Annotated in this window: 19 protein-coding genes; 15 read left to right on the top strand and 4 right to left on the bottom strand. The window is 62.1% G+C overall.

Annotated features, from left to right (window positions below; translation table 11 throughout):
* The first annotated feature begins 10 nt into the window (after nt 1-10).
* The 5 genes from AOT96_RS15035 to AOT96_RS15015 all read left to right on the top strand — a co-directional run bounded on the left by AOT96_RS15035 (nt 11) and on the right by AOT96_RS15015 (nt 4136).
* Nucleotides 11-1081 carry a thiolase domain-containing protein gene (locus AOT96_RS15035; protein ID WP_003945801.1) on the top strand — a complete coding sequence of 357 codons (1071 nt, stop codon included), beginning with the start codon at nt 11-13 and terminating at the stop codon, nt 1079-1081.
* Nucleotides 1081-2262: a thiolase domain-containing protein gene (locus AOT96_RS15030; protein ID WP_007734272.1), complete on the top strand. Its 1182-nt coding sequence runs from the start codon at nt 1081-1083 to the stop codon at nt 2260-2262. Before AOT96_RS15035 ends, AOT96_RS15030 begins: the two co-directional genes overlap by 1 nt.
* Before the next feature lie 36 nt (nt 2263-2298).
* Nucleotides 2299-3162: a TIGR03619 family F420-dependent LLM class oxidoreductase gene (locus AOT96_RS15025; RefSeq protein ID WP_019746978.1), complete on the top strand. Its 864-nt coding sequence runs from the start codon at nt 2299-2301 to the stop codon at nt 3160-3162.
* 9 nt (nt 3163-3171) lie between these two features.
* Entirely contained in the window at nt 3172-3582 is a 411-nt protein-coding gene (locus AOT96_RS15020) for a nuclear transport factor 2 family protein (protein ID WP_007734269.1), read from the top strand.
* A 173-nt stretch (nt 3583-3755) separates the two neighbouring features.
* Nucleotides 3756-4136: a VOC family protein gene (locus AOT96_RS15015; RefSeq protein ID WP_020906296.1), complete on the top strand. Its 381-nt coding sequence runs from the start codon at nt 3756-3758 to the stop codon at nt 4134-4136.
* 194 nt (nt 4137-4330) lie between these two features.
* Here AOT96_RS15015 and AOT96_RS15010 read toward each other — a convergent pair whose 3' ends face one another.
* Nucleotides 4331-5581: a cytochrome P450 gene (locus tag AOT96_RS15010; RefSeq protein ID WP_007734267.1), complete on the bottom strand. Its 1251-nt coding sequence runs from the start codon at nt 5579-5581 to the stop codon at nt 4331-4333.
* Between the two features lie 174 nt (nt 5582-5755).
* Here AOT96_RS15010 and AOT96_RS15005 point away from each other — a divergent pair, with 174 nt between their 5' ends.
* The 4 genes from AOT96_RS15005 to AOT96_RS14990 all read left to right on the top strand — a co-directional run bounded on the left by AOT96_RS15005 (nt 5756) and on the right by AOT96_RS14990 (nt 8646).
* Nucleotides 5756-6919 (top strand): steroid 3-ketoacyl-CoA thiolase, encoded by a 1164-nt coding sequence (locus AOT96_RS15005; RefSeq protein WP_065351952.1) that lies wholly within the window; start codon nt 5756-5758, stop codon nt 6917-6919.
* A gap of 1 nt (nt 6920) precedes the next feature.
* Complete coding sequence (locus AOT96_RS15000; protein WP_065351951.1) at nt 6921-7409, top strand: nitroreductase family deazaflavin-dependent oxidoreductase; 489 nt, start codon at nt 6921-6923, stop codon at nt 7407-7409.
* Nucleotides 7410-7466: 57 nt separating this feature from the next.
* On the top strand, nt 7467-7880 hold the full coding sequence (locus AOT96_RS14995; RefSeq protein WP_065351950.1) for a DNA-binding protein: 414 nt from the start codon (nt 7467-7469) through the stop codon (nt 7878-7880).
* 94 nt (nt 7881-7974) lie between these two features.
* Nucleotides 7975-8646 carry a GNAT family N-acetyltransferase gene (locus AOT96_RS14990; RefSeq protein WP_003945460.1) on the top strand — a complete coding sequence of 224 codons (672 nt, stop codon included), beginning with the start codon at nt 7975-7977 and terminating at the stop codon, nt 8644-8646.
* Between the two features lie 67 nt (nt 8647-8713).
* Here the strand turns inward: AOT96_RS14990 and AOT96_RS14985 are convergent, their stop codons facing one another.
* Entirely contained in the window at nt 8714-9628 is a 915-nt protein-coding gene (locus AOT96_RS14985; protein ID WP_065351949.1) for an SDR family oxidoreductase, read from the bottom strand.
* Between the two features lie 102 nt (nt 9629-9730).
* Here AOT96_RS14985 and echA20 point away from each other — a divergent pair, with 102 nt between their 5' ends.
* Genes echA20 through AOT96_RS14965 form a run of 4 tightly spaced genes read left to right on the top strand, consistent with a single transcriptional unit; the run spans nt 9731 to nt 13233 of the window.
* Nucleotides 9731-10507: a (7aS)-7a-methyl-1,5-dioxo-2,3,5,6,7,7a-hexahydro-1H-indene-carboxyl-CoA hydrolase gene (echA20, locus tag AOT96_RS14980; RefSeq protein WP_003945611.1), complete on the top strand. Its 777-nt coding sequence runs from the start codon at nt 9731-9733 to the stop codon at nt 10505-10507.
* Between the two features lie 7 nt (nt 10508-10514).
* The gene (gene ipdA / locus AOT96_RS14975) at nt 10515-11423 is read left to right on the top strand and encodes a cholesterol ring-cleaving hydrolase subunit IpdA (RefSeq protein WP_065351948.1); all 909 of its coding nucleotides are present in this window, start codon (nt 10515-10517) and stop codon (nt 11421-11423) included.
* Entirely contained in the window at nt 11420-12175 is a 756-nt protein-coding gene (locus AOT96_RS14970) for a CoA-transferase subunit beta (protein WP_065351947.1), read from the top strand. The genes ipdA and AOT96_RS14970 overlap by 4 nt, the downstream gene beginning before the upstream one ends.
* A complete protein-coding gene (locus tag AOT96_RS14965) occupies nt 12172-13233 on the top strand; it encodes an NAD(P)H-dependent flavin oxidoreductase (protein WP_019746967.1) in 1062 nt (353 codons plus the stop codon). The genes AOT96_RS14970 and AOT96_RS14965 overlap by 4 nt, the downstream gene beginning before the upstream one ends.
* Nucleotides 13234-13311: 78 nt before the next feature.
* Here the strand turns inward: AOT96_RS14965 and AOT96_RS14960 are convergent, their stop codons facing one another.
* Nucleotides 13312-14031, bottom strand: coding sequence for an IclR family transcriptional regulator (locus AOT96_RS14960; RefSeq protein WP_065351946.1), 720 nt, complete (start codon nt 14029-14031; stop codon nt 13312-13314).
* Between the two features lie 250 nt (nt 14032-14281).
* Between AOT96_RS14960 and AOT96_RS14955 the strand changes: the two genes are divergently transcribed.
* Nucleotides 14282-15046 carry an SDR family NAD(P)-dependent oxidoreductase gene (locus AOT96_RS14955; protein ID WP_007734247.1) on the top strand — a complete coding sequence of 255 codons (765 nt, stop codon included), beginning with the start codon at nt 14282-14284 and terminating at the stop codon, nt 15044-15046.
* Between the two features lie 83 nt (nt 15047-15129).
* Entirely contained in the window at nt 15130-16284 is a 1155-nt protein-coding gene (locus tag AOT96_RS14950; protein WP_065351945.1) for a Rieske 2Fe-2S domain-containing protein, read from the top strand.
* Nucleotides 16285-16529: 245 nt separating this feature from the next.
* Here the strand turns inward: AOT96_RS14950 and AOT96_RS14945 are convergent, their stop codons facing one another.
* A complete protein-coding gene (locus tag AOT96_RS14945) occupies nt 16530-17735 on the bottom strand; it encodes a winged helix-turn-helix domain-containing protein (RefSeq protein WP_065351944.1) in 1206 nt (401 codons plus the stop codon).

The raw sequence follows: 17735 nt of genomic DNA, 5'->3' as shown, positions 1-17735 counted from the left end.
GGCTCCTGAAATGACTTCTGCAGACATCGCAGTCGTGGGCTTTGCTCAGGCACCCCACGTCCGCGAAACCAACGGCACCACCAACGGCGTCGAGATGCTCGTCCCGTGCTTCCAGCAGCTCTACAGCGATCTGGGAATCACCAAGTCAGACATCGGCTTCTGGTGCTCCGGATCTTCCGACTACCTGGCCGGACGAGCGTTCTCCTTCATCTCGGCCATCGACTCCATCGGAGCGGTCCCGCCGATCAACGAATCTCACGTCGAGATGGACGCTGCGTGGGCCTTCTACGAAGCGTGGATCAAGATCTTGACCGGCGAGGTCGAGACCGCGCTGGTGTACGGATTCGGCAAGTCCTCCGCCGGGCACCTGCGCAAGATCCTGTCCATGCAGCTCGATCCGTACCTCGTCACTCCGCTGTGGCCCGATTCGGTCTCGATCGCCGGACTTCAAGCCCGACTCGGACTCGACGCGGGTAAGTGGACGCAAGAGGACATGGCGGAGGTTGCCGCTCGTAGCCGTCGTCACGCGCTGAGTAATCCGAAGGCTCAGCTCGCAGGCGAGGTCGACATCGAGGCCCTTCTCGCCAGCCCCTTCCTCGCAGATCCGTTGCGCGCACACGATTGTGCGCCCATCACCGACGGCGCGGCAGCAATCGTCCTGGCCTCGGGTAACCGCGCCCGCGATCTCTGCGAGCGGCCGGCGTGGATCACCGGACTCGAGCATCGCATCGACTCCCCCAACCTGGGTGCACGTGACCTGACCACCTCACCGTCCACTACGTCCGCAGCCAAGGCGGCAACGGGCGGCGAGGTCGGCAACATCGACGTCGCCGAACTGCACGCACCGTTCACTCACCAGGAATTGATCTTGAAGGAAGCGATCGGCCTGACCGACGCCACCACGATCAATCCGTCCGGCGGTCCGCTCAGCGGCAACCCACTGTTCGCCGGTGGTCTGGAACGAATCGGCCACGCCGCCAAGGCAATCTTCGACGGCCAGGCGAATCGCGCTCTGGCCCATGCAACAAGCGGCCCTGTGCTGCAGCAGAACCTGGTAGCAGTCTTGGAGGGACGGAACTGATGGCCGGAACGCCTCAACTCGCGGCCGTGCTCGGCACCGGCCAAACTCACTACGTCGCAAAGCGTCACGATGTCTCGATGGCGGGCTTGGTTCGTGAAGCCATCGACGCCGCGATGCTCGACGCCAACGTCGGCTGGGACGACATCGACGCCGTCGTCATCGGAAAGGCCCCCGACCTGTTCGAGGGTTCGATGATGCCCGAACTCGCCATGTCGGATGCTCTGGGCGCAAACGGAAAGCCGTTGCTGCGTGTTCACACTGCCGGATCGGTGGGCGGTTCGACGGCTATCGTCGCCTCCAGCCTGGTCAAATCCGGTGTCCACAAGCGGGTTCTGACGGTTTCCTGGGAGAAGCAGTCCGAGTCGAACGCCATGTGGGCGCTGTCCGTACCGGTTCCGTTCAACATGCCCGTCGGCGCCGGTGCCGGTGGATACTTCGCGCCGCACGTCCGTTCGTACATTCGTCGATCGGGCGCACCGGAGCACATCGGCTACCTCGTCGCTGTGAAGGATCGACTCAACGGCAGCCTCAATCCGTATGCGCACTTGCGGCAGCCGGACATCACTCTCGAATCGGTACAGGCATCTCAGATGCTCTGGGATCCGATCCGCTACGACGAGACCTGCCCGTCCTCGGATGGCGCGTGCGCTCTGGTGATCGGCAACGAGGAAGCGGCCGCACAGGTCGAGGCCGAGGGTCGTTCGGTCGCGTGGATCCACGCGACGGCGATGCGCACCGAGCCGACCTTCTATGCCGGACGCGATCAGGTCAATCCGCAGGCCGGCCGTGACGCTGCAGCAGCACTGTGGAAGTCAGCGGGAATCACCGATCCGCTCAACGAGATCGACTGCGCCGAAATCTATGTCCCGTTCTCGTGGTTCGAGCCGATGTGGCTCGAGAACCTCGGCTTCGCGGAGGAAGGCCAGGGCTGGAAGCTCACCGAGGCGGGTGAAACCGCGATCGGCGGCAAGCTCCCGGTCAATGCCTCGGGCGGTGTTCTCTCCTCCAACCCGATCGGCGCCTCGGGCATGATCCGTTTTGCCGAGTCGGCGATGCAGGTCATGCACCGCGCCGGCGATCACCAGGTAGCCGATGCTCGCAAGGCTCTCGGCCATGCCTACGGCGGTGGCTCGCAGTACTTCTCGATGTGGGTCGTCGGCTCCGAACGTCCCACCACGTAAGCAGCAGCACACACGCCGATCAGGAAGAGGCCGAAGATGAAGTACACCGTCGGGGTTGCCATGAACCCCTTGGACCAGTTAGCCGGTATCGCCAAAACTGCCGAGGAATGCGGCTTTTCGTCGATCGCTCTCCCCGATTCACTGTTCTTCATGGAAACGCAGGCGGCGGATTACCCGTACACCCCGGACGGGTCTCGGATGTGGAATGCCGAGACCCCCTGGGTCGATCCGCTCATCGCCGCGGCTGCAATGGGCGCGGTGACCGAGAAGATCGAGTTCTACACCCAGGTGCTCAAGCTGGGTAGCCGCAATCCCGTCCTGCTCGCGCGGCAGGTCGGTTCCGTGGCCGCATTGACGAACAACCGTTTCGGCTTCGGCGTCGGAATCGGTTGGGCTCCGGAAGAGTTCGAGTGGTGCGGCGCTCCGTACAAGCGTCGGGGCGCACGTGTGGACGAGATGATCGACGTCCTCAAACTGATCCTCGGCGGCGGCATGGTCGAGTATCACGGTGAGTTCTTCGATTTCGATCGCCTGCAGATGAGCCCGGCCCCCACCAAGCCGGTTCCGTTCTACGTCGGCGGCCACACCGAGGTCGCACTCAAGCGTGCTGCGCGAGTCGGCGACGGTTGGACCTCGGCGATGATCAAGTTCGACGACCTGGTGGGTGTGATCGCACGACTACGCGAACTGCGCGCCGAGTACGGCCGCGAGAACGAGCCATTCGAAATCCAGACGGTGTGCATCGACCGTTTCGGCAAGGACGGTTACGCAGAGCTCGAAGATGCCGGCGTCACGGACATCATCACCGTGCCTTGGGTTTTCGACGGAATCGGATTCGATGCCCCGCTGGAGGCAAAGCAGGATTCGATGCGCAAATTCGCCGAGCAGTACATCAACTGAGGAGCCGCGATGACCGACGAACACCCCGCCCGCGTCGCGGGTAACGCTTCGCGCGCCGCAGCGAGTGGCAAGAACAAGGAAGCCTGGCTGGACCTCTTCGCCGAGGACGGTTGGGTGGAAGATCCGGTCGGGCCTTCGGGCTTCGATCCCGAAGGCAAAGGCCATCACGGGCGCGAAGCGATCTCCAAGTTCTACGACATGACGATCGCGAACGCGGACAAGCTCGAATTTCTGATCGACGATTCCCTGGTGTGCGGCAACGAGAACGTCAACATCGGCAAGATCCGAACCACCATCGGCGGCTCGATCATCGACGCCGAGGGCGTGTTCGTCTACCGGGTGAACGACGACGGCAAGATCGCGTCGCTTCGAGCATTCTGGGAAGTGGACCGTGCGATGAAGACGGCACGCAAAGCCTGAGAACCCACAGTACGAGCGCGGCCCCGGTCATCGACCGGGGCCGCGCTCGTCGTATTCGAATCAGCCTGTCGTACTTGCACCGAGAACCTCGAAATGGTTTCCTGGTTCCCAACGTCGCGTGTCGATGACGGACTGCGTCAGGCATGGAGGCGTCGTACCGCAAGGGGTCACTCATGACCATTTCGTTCAATCACACCATCATCGCCGCAAAAGACCGACAAGAGTCTGCGTGGTTCTTCACTCACATGTTCGGTCTTCCAGGCCCAGTCGAAGCCGGCTACTTTCTCGGCGTTGAACTCGAGCACGGCGTGACGTTGGACTTCGCACAGGTGGAAGAAGGCGCCGAGGTTGCGTCTCAGCACTATGCCTTCCTCGTCTCCGAGGATGACTTCGACGGCATCTACCAGCGGATACAGGCGTTGAAACTGGATCACTGGGCCGATCCGCGCCAGTCGAGTACCGGCTTCAACACCAACGACGGTGGGCGTGGGGTCTACTTCCTCGACCCGTCGGGACATTTCCTGGAAGCCATCACCAAACCGTACGGCGGCTGAATTGGAGATTGAACTACAAACGGCGGCGCCTACGGGAGATGAGGGATCCCGCAGACGCCGCCGCAGTTCCAGGTTGCCAACAAGTGGCTTCCCGGAACGTCTACTGTAGTTCTGCGTGTTCGAGAGTGCAGAGGCAACTCCCGAAAACCTACACAGAACCTACTCGCCGGTTACCAGGTCAGTATATGTCCGGATCAGTGTTTGACCGGGCAGCCCGATGTCTTGTAATCAACCTGAAACTCTTTGATGCCGTTGAGCCAGCCCGAGCGAAGGCGTCGGGGATCCCCGAGCCTGGTGATGTCGGGTAGGTGATCGGCGATCGCATTGAAGATCAGATCGATTTCCAGACGGGCCAAGTTGGCGCCGATGCAGTAGTGCGCACCGGTGCCGCCGAATCCGAGGTGCGGATTGGGGTCACGCATGATGTCGAACTTCGTCGGGTTCTCGAAGACGTCCTCGTCGAAGTTGGCCGACGCGTACATCATCACGACGCGATCGCCCTTCTTTATCTTCTGTCCGCCGAGTTCGGTGTCTTCGAGCGCGGTGCGCTGGAAGGAAGTCACCGGGGTCGCCCAACGAACGATCTCGTCGGCCGCCGTCTTGGGGCGTTCCTTCTTGTACAGCTCCCACTGGTCGGGATTGTCGAGGAAGGCAACCATGCCGTGTGTGATGGCATTGCGAGTGGTCTCGTTACCCGCGACCGCAAGCAGGATCACGAAGAAGCCGAATTCCTCTGGGGAGAGCTCATTTCCGTCGATGTCAGCTTCGATGAGCTTGGTGACGATGTCATCGGCGGGACACTTCTTGCGCTGATCCGCCATCTGGTACGCGTATCCCAGAATCTCCATCGACGCTGCCTGCGGGTCGATGTCGAACTCGGGATCGTCGTACGACGTCATCTGGTTGGACCAGTCGAAGAGCTTCATTCGATCTTCCTGCGGCACACCGAGAAGCTCGGCGATTGCCTGCAGCGGAAGTTCGGACGCGACCTGAACCACGAAGTCACCGGCACCGCCGGCAGCCGCGGTCGTGACGATCTTTTCGGCACGCTCGGTCAGTTCCTCGCGCAGGCTGTTGATGGCGCGCGGGGTGAATCCACGAGATACCAGCTTGCGCAGCTTGGTGTGCTCCGGAGCGTCCTTGTTGATGAGAATGAATCGCTGCATCTCGACGTTCTCACGCGGGATGTCGTCGGCGAAGCGAGGAATCGCAGTGTTCTCGTGGGTCGAGAAGATGTCGCTTCGCTGCGAAACTTCCTTGACCTCTTCATGACGGGTGACCACCCAGAAGCCCTCGTCCTGGAATCCACCGATTTCCGGGGGCTGCGGATTCCACCACACGGGGGCCGTCTTCCGGAGTTCGGCGAACTCCTCGAACGGCATGCGTTCCGCGTAGATGTCGGGGTCCGTGAAGTCGATTCCCTCGGGGAATGCGGGCTGTGCCACTGATGTCTCCTGCCCTAAGCCTTTTCATCACAGGGGTGATGGGGATCCGTGATGTGTAACACGTTCTACTCTCATTGAAACACAAGCCTGCTTACTAGGAAAGGAAACGTCGGCAGGTCTTGCTTCCCGCAGAGAACCTGTTCTACTTTTTCATTACAAGGAAAGGAGCCCGCTGTGGGCACACCAGTAATCGTCGAGGCTGTCCGTTCACCGATCGGCAAGCGCGGAGGTTGGCTCGCCGGTCTGCACGCCGCCGAGATCCTCGGAGCTGCACAAAAGGGAGTTCTCGACCGGTCGGGAATCGACCCGTTGCTGATCGAGCAGGTGATCGGCGGCTGCGTCACCCAGGCCGGCGCTCAGTCCAACAACATCACGCGCACGGCCTGGCTGCACGCCGGACTTCCGTGGCAGACCGGCGCAACCACCGTGGACTGCCAGTGCGGTTCGGCCCAGCAGGCGAACCATCTGATCGCCGGTCTGATCGCCACCGGCGCCATCGACGCCGGTATCGCCTGCGGCATCGAAGCCATGAGCCAGGTTCCCCTCGGCGCCAACGTCGGCGATCAGGCCGGGCCGCGCCGACCCGCGACGTGGGACATCGACATGCCCAACCAATTCGAAGCTGCAGAACGCATCGCGCGTCGACGCGGACTGACCCGCGACGACATCGAAGCCCTCGGCGTCCGCTCGCAGGCGCTGGCCAAGCAGGCTTGGGAGGAAGGACGTTTCGACCGCGAGGTTCTCGAACTCTCGGCACCCCAGGTCGACAAGGAAGGAAACCTCACGGGCGAGACCAAGGTCGTCAATCGCGATCAGGGCCTGCGCGATACGACGGCGGAGTCCCTTGCCCGACTGAAGCCCGTCCTCGAAGGCGGGATTCACACGGCCGGAACGTCTTCCCAGATCTCCGACGGCGCGGCCGCAGTCCTGCTCATGGACGAGGACAAGGCTCGCGCGCTCGGATTGAAGCCGCGAGCCCGCATCATCGCCCAGGCGCTGGTCGGCTCGGAACCGGAATTCCACCTCGACGGACCGGTGCAGGCAACCAGCCGTGTCCTGGAGAAGAGCGGAATGAAGATCGGCGATCTCGATCTGTTCGAGATCAACGAAGCATTCGCATCCGTCGCACTGTCCTGGGCTCAGGTTCACGAACCTGACTTCGACAACGTCAATGTCAACGGCGGCGCGCTCGCTCTCGGCCATCCGGTCGGCAGCACGGGATCTCGCCTGATCACCACCGCACTGCACGAACTCGAGCGTCGCAACGGCTCGACGGCTCTGATCACGATGTGCGCCGGCGGCGCACTGGCCACCGGAACCATCATCGAGCGTATCTGAGATGACTACTCCCCCAGCCAAACCCAAGGGACTCGACGCTCCGGCGACGGTCAAGATCATCAAGTGGATGTCGAAGGCGAACGTCGCGATGTATCGCGCCACCGACGGGCGGCTGGGTAGCAAGTGGCGGGTCGGCAGCGCGTTCCCTCGCGGGCTGCCGATCTGCCTGCTGACCACCACCGGTCGCAAATCCGGCGAGGAGCGGATCAGCCCGCTGCTGTTCCTCGAGGACGGCGAGAACGTGATTCTGGTGGCGTCGCAAGGCGGTCTTCCGAAGAACCCGATGTGGTACCTCAACATCAAGGCAGACCCGGTGGTGACGGTGCAGATCAAGTCTCGGATCCGCTCGATGAAAGCCCGCGTCGCGGCCGAGGACGAGCGCGCTCGGCTGTGGCCGATGTTGAGGGCGATGTATCCGGATTTCGACAACTATCAGGCCTGGACCGACCGGGTCATTCCCGTCATCGTGTGCGAGCCACTGAAGAATTAAACGGACTGTTTACAACAAAACGTTTACATCGACCCGGGTTCGTGCCACCCTGGGTTCATGACCGATGACCAGTTCAGACCGATCGATTCCGGCCGCGAACGCCCACATCGCGAGTACGCCGGACTCTTTCGAATCAGCGAGCGCCACGGCGCGACCCCAAGCCAGCGCGCGCGGCAATCTCATCCGGAGATGCTCGAGCCCTACGGCGCGGTGCGCGTCGTGGCTCGTCTTGCGGGTGGCACCGACACACCGCAGCCGAACGAACCCGAGGTCGACGATGCCGACGTCATGGCTGCGTTGACTCTGATCCCCAAGGCCCGAGCCGAAATGGAACAGCTGGAAGCACTGTTCCTCGGGATTGCCCGCGAACGGGGCATGACCTGGCAGGACATCGCTTTCGGACTGGGACTCGGAAGCACTCAAGCCGCCCGCCAGCGCTACGAACGGCTCGTTCGCCGCACCGGAGGCTGAACGCGTGCCATAACCGGCGAGTTGGAGCACTATTGACTCGTACGGTCCGCACGGCGTTTCGACAGAGCCTCGAACACAGCAAGGAGTCGCATATATGACGACGCATATTCAAGATCAAATCCTGGACCGACGCGAGATCACCTCAGCCCTCGTGCGTGCGCTGGAGCGTCGCCACGAGGTGCTGGACGCAGTGGTCGACAGCAAGGACCACCAGGAGGCACTGACCACCGTCGCGGAACTCCTCGGCACGTCGGAAGCAAATGCCGAAGCAGTTCTGAGCCTCAAGTTCAGCGCACTGACCAAGGCAGCGCGCGATCGCATCCAGGGCGAGCTGGAGAATCTCGACGCCACTCTCGAATGGACGACGCTCGATCGTCCCGCGAGCAGCGGGCAGAACTTCACCCTGCGTCCGTTCAGCGACAGCGCAGAAGACAAGGCACTGTTCACGATTCGCTCGGCCGAGCAGCTCGGCGAAGACGGCAAGCCGTGGAGCGAGGATCGGATCGAAGCCGAGCGCGTCGGCGGTCTCGGTCGGATCGACGACGAGAGCGCTGCCTGGTTCGTCGCCGAGGACGTCTCCGGTGACGGCCCGAAGAGCGTCGGCCTGGTATTCGGCGAACTCGACGGCCAAGAGGTGAACGTGGCGATCTGGATCGCGCCGGAATCTCGCAAGAAGGGCTACGGCACCGCCTGCGTGAAGCATTCGCGGCGCGAACTCGCAGCTGAGTTCCCCGGCACCGTGTTGGTGGTTCGGGCGCCCGCGTAGGCGGCACGCCGCCTGTGAGTGGTTGAGGAGTTCCTGCACTCCTTAACCACTCACAGGGCCGGAGGCCCTACGCCCCGTACACCGGCGTCGGAATCTCCGCCTTCTCCAACAGCGTTGCCACGACGGGCCCGATCTCCTTCGGGTCCCAGCGATCTCCCTTGTCCTCGCTCGGGCCGTGACGCCAGCCCTCCGCGACGGTGATCTTTCCGCCCTCTACCTCGAACACCCGGCCCGTGACGTCCTTGGACTCGGCGCTACCGAGCCAGACGACCAGCGGCGAGATGTTCTCGGGAGCCATGGCGTCGAAGCCCTCTTCCGGAGCTGCCATCGCTTCTGCCATCGCCCCGCCCGCGCCGACAGTCATGCGTGTGCGCGCAGCAGGCGCGATCGCGTTGACACTGACTCCGTAATTCTTGAGCTCGGCGGCGGCCTGGATGGTCATCTCGGCGATGCCGGCCTTGGCCGCGGCGTAGTTGCCCTGGCCGATCGAACCCTGCAGTCCTGCACCCGAACTGGTGTTGATGATGCGTGCGTCGACGGTCTTGCCTGCCTTGGCCTCGGCGCGCCAGTAGGCAGCTGCGTGACGGAGCGGCGCGAAGTGCCCCTTGAGGTGCACGCGAATCACCGCGTCCCACTCGCCTTCGCTCATGCCGACCAGCATGCGGTCCCGCAGGAAGCCTGCGTTGTTCACGAGTACGTCCAGGCCACCGAAGGTGTCGATCGCGGTCTTGATCAGATTCTCGGCGCCCGCCCAGTCGGCGATGTCGTCTCCGTTGACCACTGCTTGGCCACCGGCGGCGATGATCTCCGCGACAACCTGCTCGGCCGGACTCTCACCGGTCGCGGAACCGTCGGCACCCGCACCGATGTCGTTGACGACGACCTTGGCGCCCTCGGCAGCAAATGCCAATGCATGCGCACGTCCGATACCGCGGCCAGCCCCGGTGATGATGACTACGCGTCCGTCGACCAATCCACTCATATTTGTCTCCTAATGCACTCTGCTCGGGCTTGTCGGCTCCGCTTGTGTGCTAACTTACCAAGCAATCGCTTGGTTTGGTACACAGACGTAAGGAATCCCGATATGGGCATCAGCACCTCCTCCGACGGAACCGGCATCACCACGGTCACCATCGACTACGCGCCGGTCAATGCAATCCCGTCCAAGGGATGGTTCGAGCTTGCCGACGCCATCCTCGACGCGGGCAAGGATCTCAACACTCACGTAGTGATCCTGCGAGCCGAGGGACGCGGATTCAACGCCGGCGTCGACATCAAGGAGATGCAGGCCACCGAGGGATTCGACGCGCTGGTCGCCGCCAACCGCGGTTGCGCCGCGGCCTTCGCGGCCGTCTACGACTGTGCTGTACCCGTCGTCGTGGCCGTCAACGGATTCTGTGTCGGCGGCGGCATCGGACTCGTCGGCAACGCGGACGTGATCGTCGCTTCCGACGACGCGATCTTCTCCCTCCCCGAGGTCGACCGCGGCGCACTCGGCGCTGCCACACACCTCTCGAGGCTGGTGCCACAGCACATGATGCGCACGCTCTACTACACCGCACAGAGCGTCGACGCGCACACACTCAAGCAGTTCGGCAGCGTCTACGACGTGGTCCCGCGCGAGAAGCTCGACGAGTGCGCTCGCGAGATCGCCGCGAAGATCGCCGCCAAGGACACCCGCATCATCCGGTGCGCCAAGGAAGCCATCAACGGCATCGACCCGGTGGACGTCAAGGGCAGCTACCGCCTCGAGCAGGGCTACACCTTCGAACTCAACCTCCTCGGCGTGTCCGACGAACACCGCGACGAGTTCGTCGCCACCGGCAAGCCGCGCGAGAACGCAACCCAGAAGGAAGGCTGAGACAAACATGGCTAGCAAGCGTGACAAGACGAAGTCGCTCGACGAGGTAGTCGGCGAACTCCGCAGCGGAATGACTATCGGCTTGGGCGGCTGGGGATCTCGCCGCAAGCCGATGGCCTTCGTTCGTGCGATTCTGCGTTCGGACGTCAAAGACCTGACCGTGGTCACCTACGGCGGACCGGATCTCGGACTGCTGTGCTCGGCAGGCAAGGTCAAGAAGGCGTACTACGGTTTCGTGTCCCTCGACTCCGCGCCGTTCTACGACCCGTGGTTTGCCAAGGCACGCACCGCCGGTGAGATCGAAGTCCGCGAGATGGACGAAGGCATGGTCAAATGTGGCCTCGAAGCAGCTGCCGCTCGCCTTCCCTTCCTCCCGATCCGCGCCGGCCTGGGTTCGGATGTCCGCAGCTTCTGGGGCGACGAACTCAAGACCGTCACCTCCCCGTACCCCGAGGCCGACGGCCGCTCCGAGACCTTGATCGCGATGCCTGCGCTCAACCTCGATGCGTCGTTCGTTCATCTCAATCTCGGTGACAAGCACGGCAATGCCGCGTACAACGGCGTCGACCCGTACTTCGACGACCTGTACTGCATGGCCGCCGAAAAGCGATACGTCTCCGTCGAACGCATCGTCGAGACCGAGGAACTGGTCAAATCCGTTCCACTGCAGAACCTTCTGCTCAACCGCATGATGGTCGACGCCGTCGTCGAGGCACCCAATGGTGCGCACTTCACGTTGGCCGGCGAAAGCTACGGCCGCGACGAGAAGTTCCAGCGTCACTACGCCGAGTCCGCCAAGACCCCCGAGTCGTGGCAGGCGTTCGTCGACACCTTCCTCTCCGGCAGCGAAGAGGACTACCAAGCCGCAGTAAAGAAGTTTGCCGATTCATCAAAGGCAGGGGAGCAGGCAAAATGAGCGAATCCACCGTCACCCGCGCAGAGTACGTTGTTCTCGCTTGCGCTGAAATCTTCTCCGGTGCAGGCGAAATCATGGCCAGCCCGATGTCGACGTCGTCCACCATCGGCGCTCGCCTGGCTCGACTCACCACCGAACCCGACCTGCTGATCACCGATGGTGAAGCCCTCATTCTCGAGGACACTCCGGCCGTCGGAACAAAGGGCCCCGTCGAAGGATGGATCCCTTTCCGCAAGGTGTTCGACGTCGTCGCTTCCGGCCGCCGTCACGTAGTCATGGGCGCCAATCAGCTCGATCGCCACGGCAACCAGAACCTCTCCGCCTTCGGCCCGCTTCAGCAGCCGACGCGTCAGATGTTCGGTGTGCGCGGCGCCCCGGGTAACACCATCAACCACGCGACGAGCTACTTCGTCCCCAAGCACTCCAAGCGAGTGTTCGTCGACAAGGTCGACGTGGTGTGCGGTGTCGGCTACGACCAGATCGATCCCGAGAATCCGGCTTACAAGTACCTGAACATCCCCCGCGTTGTCACCAACCTCGGTGTCTTCGACTTCGGCGGACCGGGAAACACTTTCCGCGCGTTGAGCCTTCACCCCGGCGTCACCGCCGAAGAGGTAGCCGAGAACACCTCGTTCGAGGTTGCCGGACTCGCCGAGGCCGGTATCACCCGTGACCCCACCGCCGAAGAACTTCACCTCATCCGCGAAACCCTCGATCCGCGCAACCTCCGGGACCGTGAGGTCTCGGCATGACCCCCACCCTGAAGACCGCGCTGACCGAACTGGTCGGTGTCGAGTACCCGATCGTGCAGACGGGTATGGGCTGGGTTTCCGGTCCCGCTCTCACGTCGGCAACGGCCAACGCGGGCGGTCTCGGCATCCTGGCTTCGGCCACGATGACGTACGACGAGCTCGAGCACGCGATCAAGAAGACGAAGCAGCTCACGGACAAGCCGTTCGGCGTCAACATGCGTGCCGACGCCACTGACGCCCCGCAACGCGCGGATCTGCTGATCCGTGAAGGCGTCAAGGTCGCGTCGTTTGCGTTGGCTCCCAAGAAGGAACTGATCGCCAAGCTCAAGGACCACGGCATCGTCGTCGTGCCCTCGATCGGTGCCGCGAAGCACGCGGTCAAGGTTGCATCCTGGGGCGCGGACGCCGTCATCGTCCAAGGCGGCGAAGGTGGTGGCCATACCGGCGGTGTGGCCACGACATTGCTTCTCCCCTCGGTTCTCGACGCGGTCGATATTCCGGTCATCGCCGGTGGCGGATTCTTCGACGGCCGCGGGCTGGCTGCCGCACTGGCGTACGGCGCTGCCGGTGTCGCGATGGGAACGCGATTCCTTCTCACCAGCGACTCTTCGGTGCCCGATTCCGTCAAACAGGAGTATCTCAAGCGCGGACTGACGGATACGACTGTCTCCCGCAAGGTCGATGGCATGCCTCATCGTGTGCTCAACACCGACCTGGTCAACAGCCTCGAAGGTTCCAGCTATGCAACCGGTTTGATCGCCGCGGCCAAGAATGCCACAAAATTCAAGGCCATGACGGGCATGAAGTGGTCGACCCTCGCCAAGGACGGTCTCGCAATGAAGCGGTCGGGTGACCGCACGCTGATGCAGATCATCATGGCAGCCAACACCCCGATGTTGCTCAAGGCCGGACTGGTCGAGGGCAACACGGAAGCCGGTGTTCTTGCTTCGGGTCAGGTTGTCGGCATGATCAACGATCTGCCCAGCTGCAAGGAACTGATCGAGAACATCATGGAGGACGCGGCCAAGCGTATCGACGCGCTTGCGGCTCTTCGCTGACGCAGATTCATCCGAGTGCGTCTCCCCCACTGCGCTTTACGCGGAGTCGGAGGAGGCGCGCTCTTTGCGTTTGTCGGACTATCCCGTCTTCTCCTGCTCGAACCCGTCGATCATTCCGAAATACTGCGAGATCGCTGCTGCCGCCATCTGTACGGGAGCGGCGTTCCTCTTGTCTATCGTGCCGCGAATCAAGGGCCCACAAATCGAGAGACCTACTGGCATGTGGTCGAGCACCCCGATTCTCGCGCCGATACAGCCCATCCCGGAATTGCAGATTCCGAACGCAACTGCGTGTTGGCGAACGCCATTGGCGTTGTGCGACGATGCCACCGATCTGTGACCGGCGCTCAACAGTGACTTCCCGATGGTCGACGCTTGCGCTGGGATACGTGAGCCGACGCGAGTCTGAAGGTCGGGGACCATCAGGCTCCCGATCTTCTGGATGTAGCGCACATGGTTTCCTTCCAACACCCCGAGGTGCACGGCGTGTCCAGTCACGAAATGTAATTGCTGAAGTAGGGGCGTAACCACTCGATCCACTTTGTTTCGATACAGCGAGAGCGCGCCCAGATCTCCTAGCTTGTCGCCTATCTCGTACTCGAGTCCTTCGCGGCGTAGCCAGTTCATCCTCACGAGTTTCAGTAGCATCCGGTGCACGGACGATCGCGGAATCCCGGTTCGGCGCGCCACCTCCCCCAATGTCAGCCGAGGCGCGTCACGAAAGCAGTCCACCACCACCGACAGTCTGTCGAGAGTTGACATGGGGATGGACTCTTCGGTGATCGGTCCGATCAACATCGATGTCTCCGTTCCGGTGGCCCGCCGCTTCGGCAGCCAACATTCGTTCCGCCCATCTGAGCTTCCGTGGACACACGACGCCAGTACGTTTCCCACGCAGCGGGAGATGCATCTGCATGGGCTCTCACCAGCACCTATACCGATGATCGGTCATGTTCGTTGAGCCCGAATCCATCCCTCGTCACAGTGATGACCGGAGCCCATCAGATCATGCGGCGCCGAGCAGAACGCTTCAAAATCAGGAGGACACATGAATGCTTCATCCCCGTCGACAGGCGTGATCATCACCGGCGGCGCATCCGGAATCGGATTGGCCTCCGCCCGCGCGCTCGCGGCGATCCGACGACCAGTCGCTCTCTGGGATATCGACGAGGCAAAAGCGGTCGATCAGGCAGCCGTGATCTCCTCCGAATTCGGCATCGACGCCATCGGAGTGGGAATCGATCTCACGAGAGCGGACGACTACGCGGCCGCATTGGCCACAACCCGTTCCTCACTTCCCTCCATCGGCGGACTTGTTCACTCCGCCGGGGTCGTCGATATCGGATCCCTCGAAGGAGTGACGCTCGACGTGTGGGAGACGGGTATCAACACCCATCTACGTCCGCTCATCCTGTTGGTTCAACAGTTGATGCCTGATTTCACGGCCAATCCCGGTTCGGCAATAGTCGGAATCGCTTCGATCAACGCAACTTTGGGCAATGCAATCAACCCTGTCTACTCCGCTGCAAAGGGTGGGATGTTGTCGATGGTCCGATCGCTGGCGGACCGACTGGGCCCGGACGGCATTCGGATCAACTGCGTCTCTCCCGGACAGATTCTGACCCCTCTGCTTCAGCCGACCGTAGACGCATTGGGTGACGGGGCATTCGAACGACGCATCCTCCTCGGCAGGCTCGGTCGCCCGGAGGAAATCGCACACGCTGTCCGCTTCCTGCTGTCCGACGAAGCAAGTTACATCACCGCAACGGAATTGGTTGTCGACGGCGGCAACATCTCGTCGCAACGTATGTGACTTGCCCAGAGATTTACACCCCTTCGACTGTCGTACAACGTCGCTCGGTCCAGCCCACCGGGTGCACTCACGAAAGGAAGAACATGACAATTGCGGATGTCAATGAATCGGAAGAGGTTCGCATCATCGACCAGGGAGAACCTCCCACTCGATTTGCCCGCGGATGGCACTGCCTCGGCCTCGCCAAGGACTACAGCGACGGGAACCCGCATTCCGTCGAAGCTTTCGGTACCAAACTGGTCGTCTTCTCCGACTCGCATGGCGAACTGAAGATCCTCGACGCGTACTGCCGTCACATGGGCGGCGACCTGAGTCAGGGCACGGTCAAGGGCGATTCGATCGCGTGCCCCTTCCACGACTGGAGGTGGGGAGGCAACGGTAAGTGCACCGCGATTCCCTATGCTCGACGTGTCCCCCCGCTTGCCAAGACCCGCGCTTGGACTGCGCTCGAACAAGACGGGCTGCTCTTCGTCTGGCACGACCCCGAAGGCAATCCGCCTCCTGCCGAAGTCGCCATACCGATCATCAAGTCTGCGGAGCACGAGTGGACCGATTGGGTCTGGAAGTCGATAGTCATCGATACGAACTGCCGAGAAATCGTCGACAACGTCGTTGACATGGCGCACTTCTTCTACGTGCACTTCTCGTTCCCCACCTATTTCAAGAACGTCTTCGAAGGACACGTCGCCATCCAGGAGCAGAGCGGCATCAACCGCGACGACATCGTGACCTGGACCGACCCCGACGTACCGAAGTTGGTGTCGAATCTTTCGACAGCGGCCTACCACGGACCGTCGTTCATGATCGACGACTTGCGCTACGTCTACGAGAACTTCACGACCGATTCGGTGCTGATCAACTGCCACTACCCGGTGAGCCCGAACAAATTCGTACTCATGTACGGCATTACCGTCCAGAAGTCCGCAGAGATGCCCGCCGAGTTCGCTGATCAACTTGTCGACGCGATGATCGGGTACATCGGCGTCGGATTCGAACAGGACATCGAGATCTGGAAGAACAAGACCCGTATCGACAATCCACTGCTCTGCACCGAGGACGGCCCGGTCTACCAACTACGCAATTGGTACGAACAGTTCTACGTGGACGTCGCCGACATCACCCCGGACATGGTCGACCGTTTCGAATTCGAGATGGACACAAGCAAACCCATCGAAGTGTGGAAGCAGGAAGTCGCTGACAACATCGCACGCAGGGCCGCCGCAGGAGTAGGGCAATGACCATGGAACCGCTGGACTGCGAGCGGTGCGGAACATACGTCCTCGTGGAGAAGAACAGCTGGCATCACACGTCGACCCAGTGGCGATCAGATTCGCGCACGGCATGTTTGGAGTACCGCGACGATGCTGAACCGCCGAGAATTCGATCCGGAAGTTGTTCCGCATTGAGAAATTCCATCAATCAGGCAGCTACCGACGGACGCATAACAGTTCCCGAATGACAATCGTCCTCGCGACCTGAAGGCTCACGTCATAGCGGCGGCCAACTGCTGAGACAACGTACCTTTGTTCTCCACCTCGACGGTGTCGCAGCCCTGCCAACGCGCAGTTCTCCGAAGGAGTTCCGCCAACCGCGGCGCAGTGTCGGCGTCCGCGGTGGGTTCGGCCCACGCCGCGCGGACAAGCAGTCGACGGTTCTGACGGTCGTTCTTCAGATCGACTCGGGCGCAGATCTTGTCGTCGATCAATACCGGAAGCACGTAGTATCCGTGAACTCGCTTGTGCGCCGGAGTGTAGATCTCGATCCGGTAGTGAAAGTCGAAGAGCCGCAACGCTCGATCGCGTGCCCACACTACCGGGTCGAAGGGTGACAACAACGCTTCCGCACGGATGGACCTGGGACGCTTCGCTCGCGGATCGATCCACACCTCCCTTGCCTTGCCTCGACGCTCCCAGCCGTCGACGGACACCCGGCGCACACTGCCGGCATCTTCGAGTTCCTGCAATGCCGTTCGTGCTTCTGCGCTGGGCAGACGAAAGTAGTCGGCGATGTCGTCGAGGGTGCCGAGACCGTGTGCCTTCACACCCCGCAGCACCAGTTCGCGTATCGCCTCCGACCGCTCGACGTGTGCGTCGAGTATCTCGGGTGCAAGCATCTGCTCGGCCAGGCCGTAACGACGCTCGAAACCGGCGCGCCCCGCCGAGACCACCTCGCCCCAACGGAACAGCGTCTCCAGCCCGACCTTCACGTCGGACCACCCCCACCACGGACCGCGCCGTGTGTTCGCCTCGTGTTCGATCTCGCTCGCCGCCATCGGACCGTTGTCGCGCAACTCCTGCCGCAACCAATCGAGGAAGACACTCCGATCGGAAGCCCACCCGTCCTTGTTACTCAACGCTTTGGCGCGAAACTGGTCCATCCGCCAACGGAACAACGGCCACATGTCCACCGGCAAGAACGTTGCTTCGTGGCCCCAGTATTCGAGGTATCCCGAACCGGGGGCGAAGGCAAGCTGATCGAGTCTGGATTTGTCGTATGCGCCCAATCGCGCATAAACGGGTAGGTAGTGACTGCGTTCGAAGACATTGACCGAGTCGATCTGCAGCACCTGCAGCCGGTCCATCACGCCGACCAGATTGCGACGCGTCACCGTCGTGGGATGCGATTTGCCGAATCCCTGAGCGGCAAGGGCTATGCGACGGGCAGCTGCCAGTGACACGACTTCGCTCAT

Source organism: Rhodococcus sp. 008 (genome assembly GCF_001682295.1).
GTDB classification, from domain to species: Bacteria; Actinomycetota; Actinomycetes; order Mycobacteriales; family Mycobacteriaceae; genus Rhodococcus_F; species Rhodococcus_F qingshengii.
The sequence above is the reverse complement of the archived record's forward strand: the minus strand, read 5'-3'. Positions and strand labels throughout refer to the sequence as shown.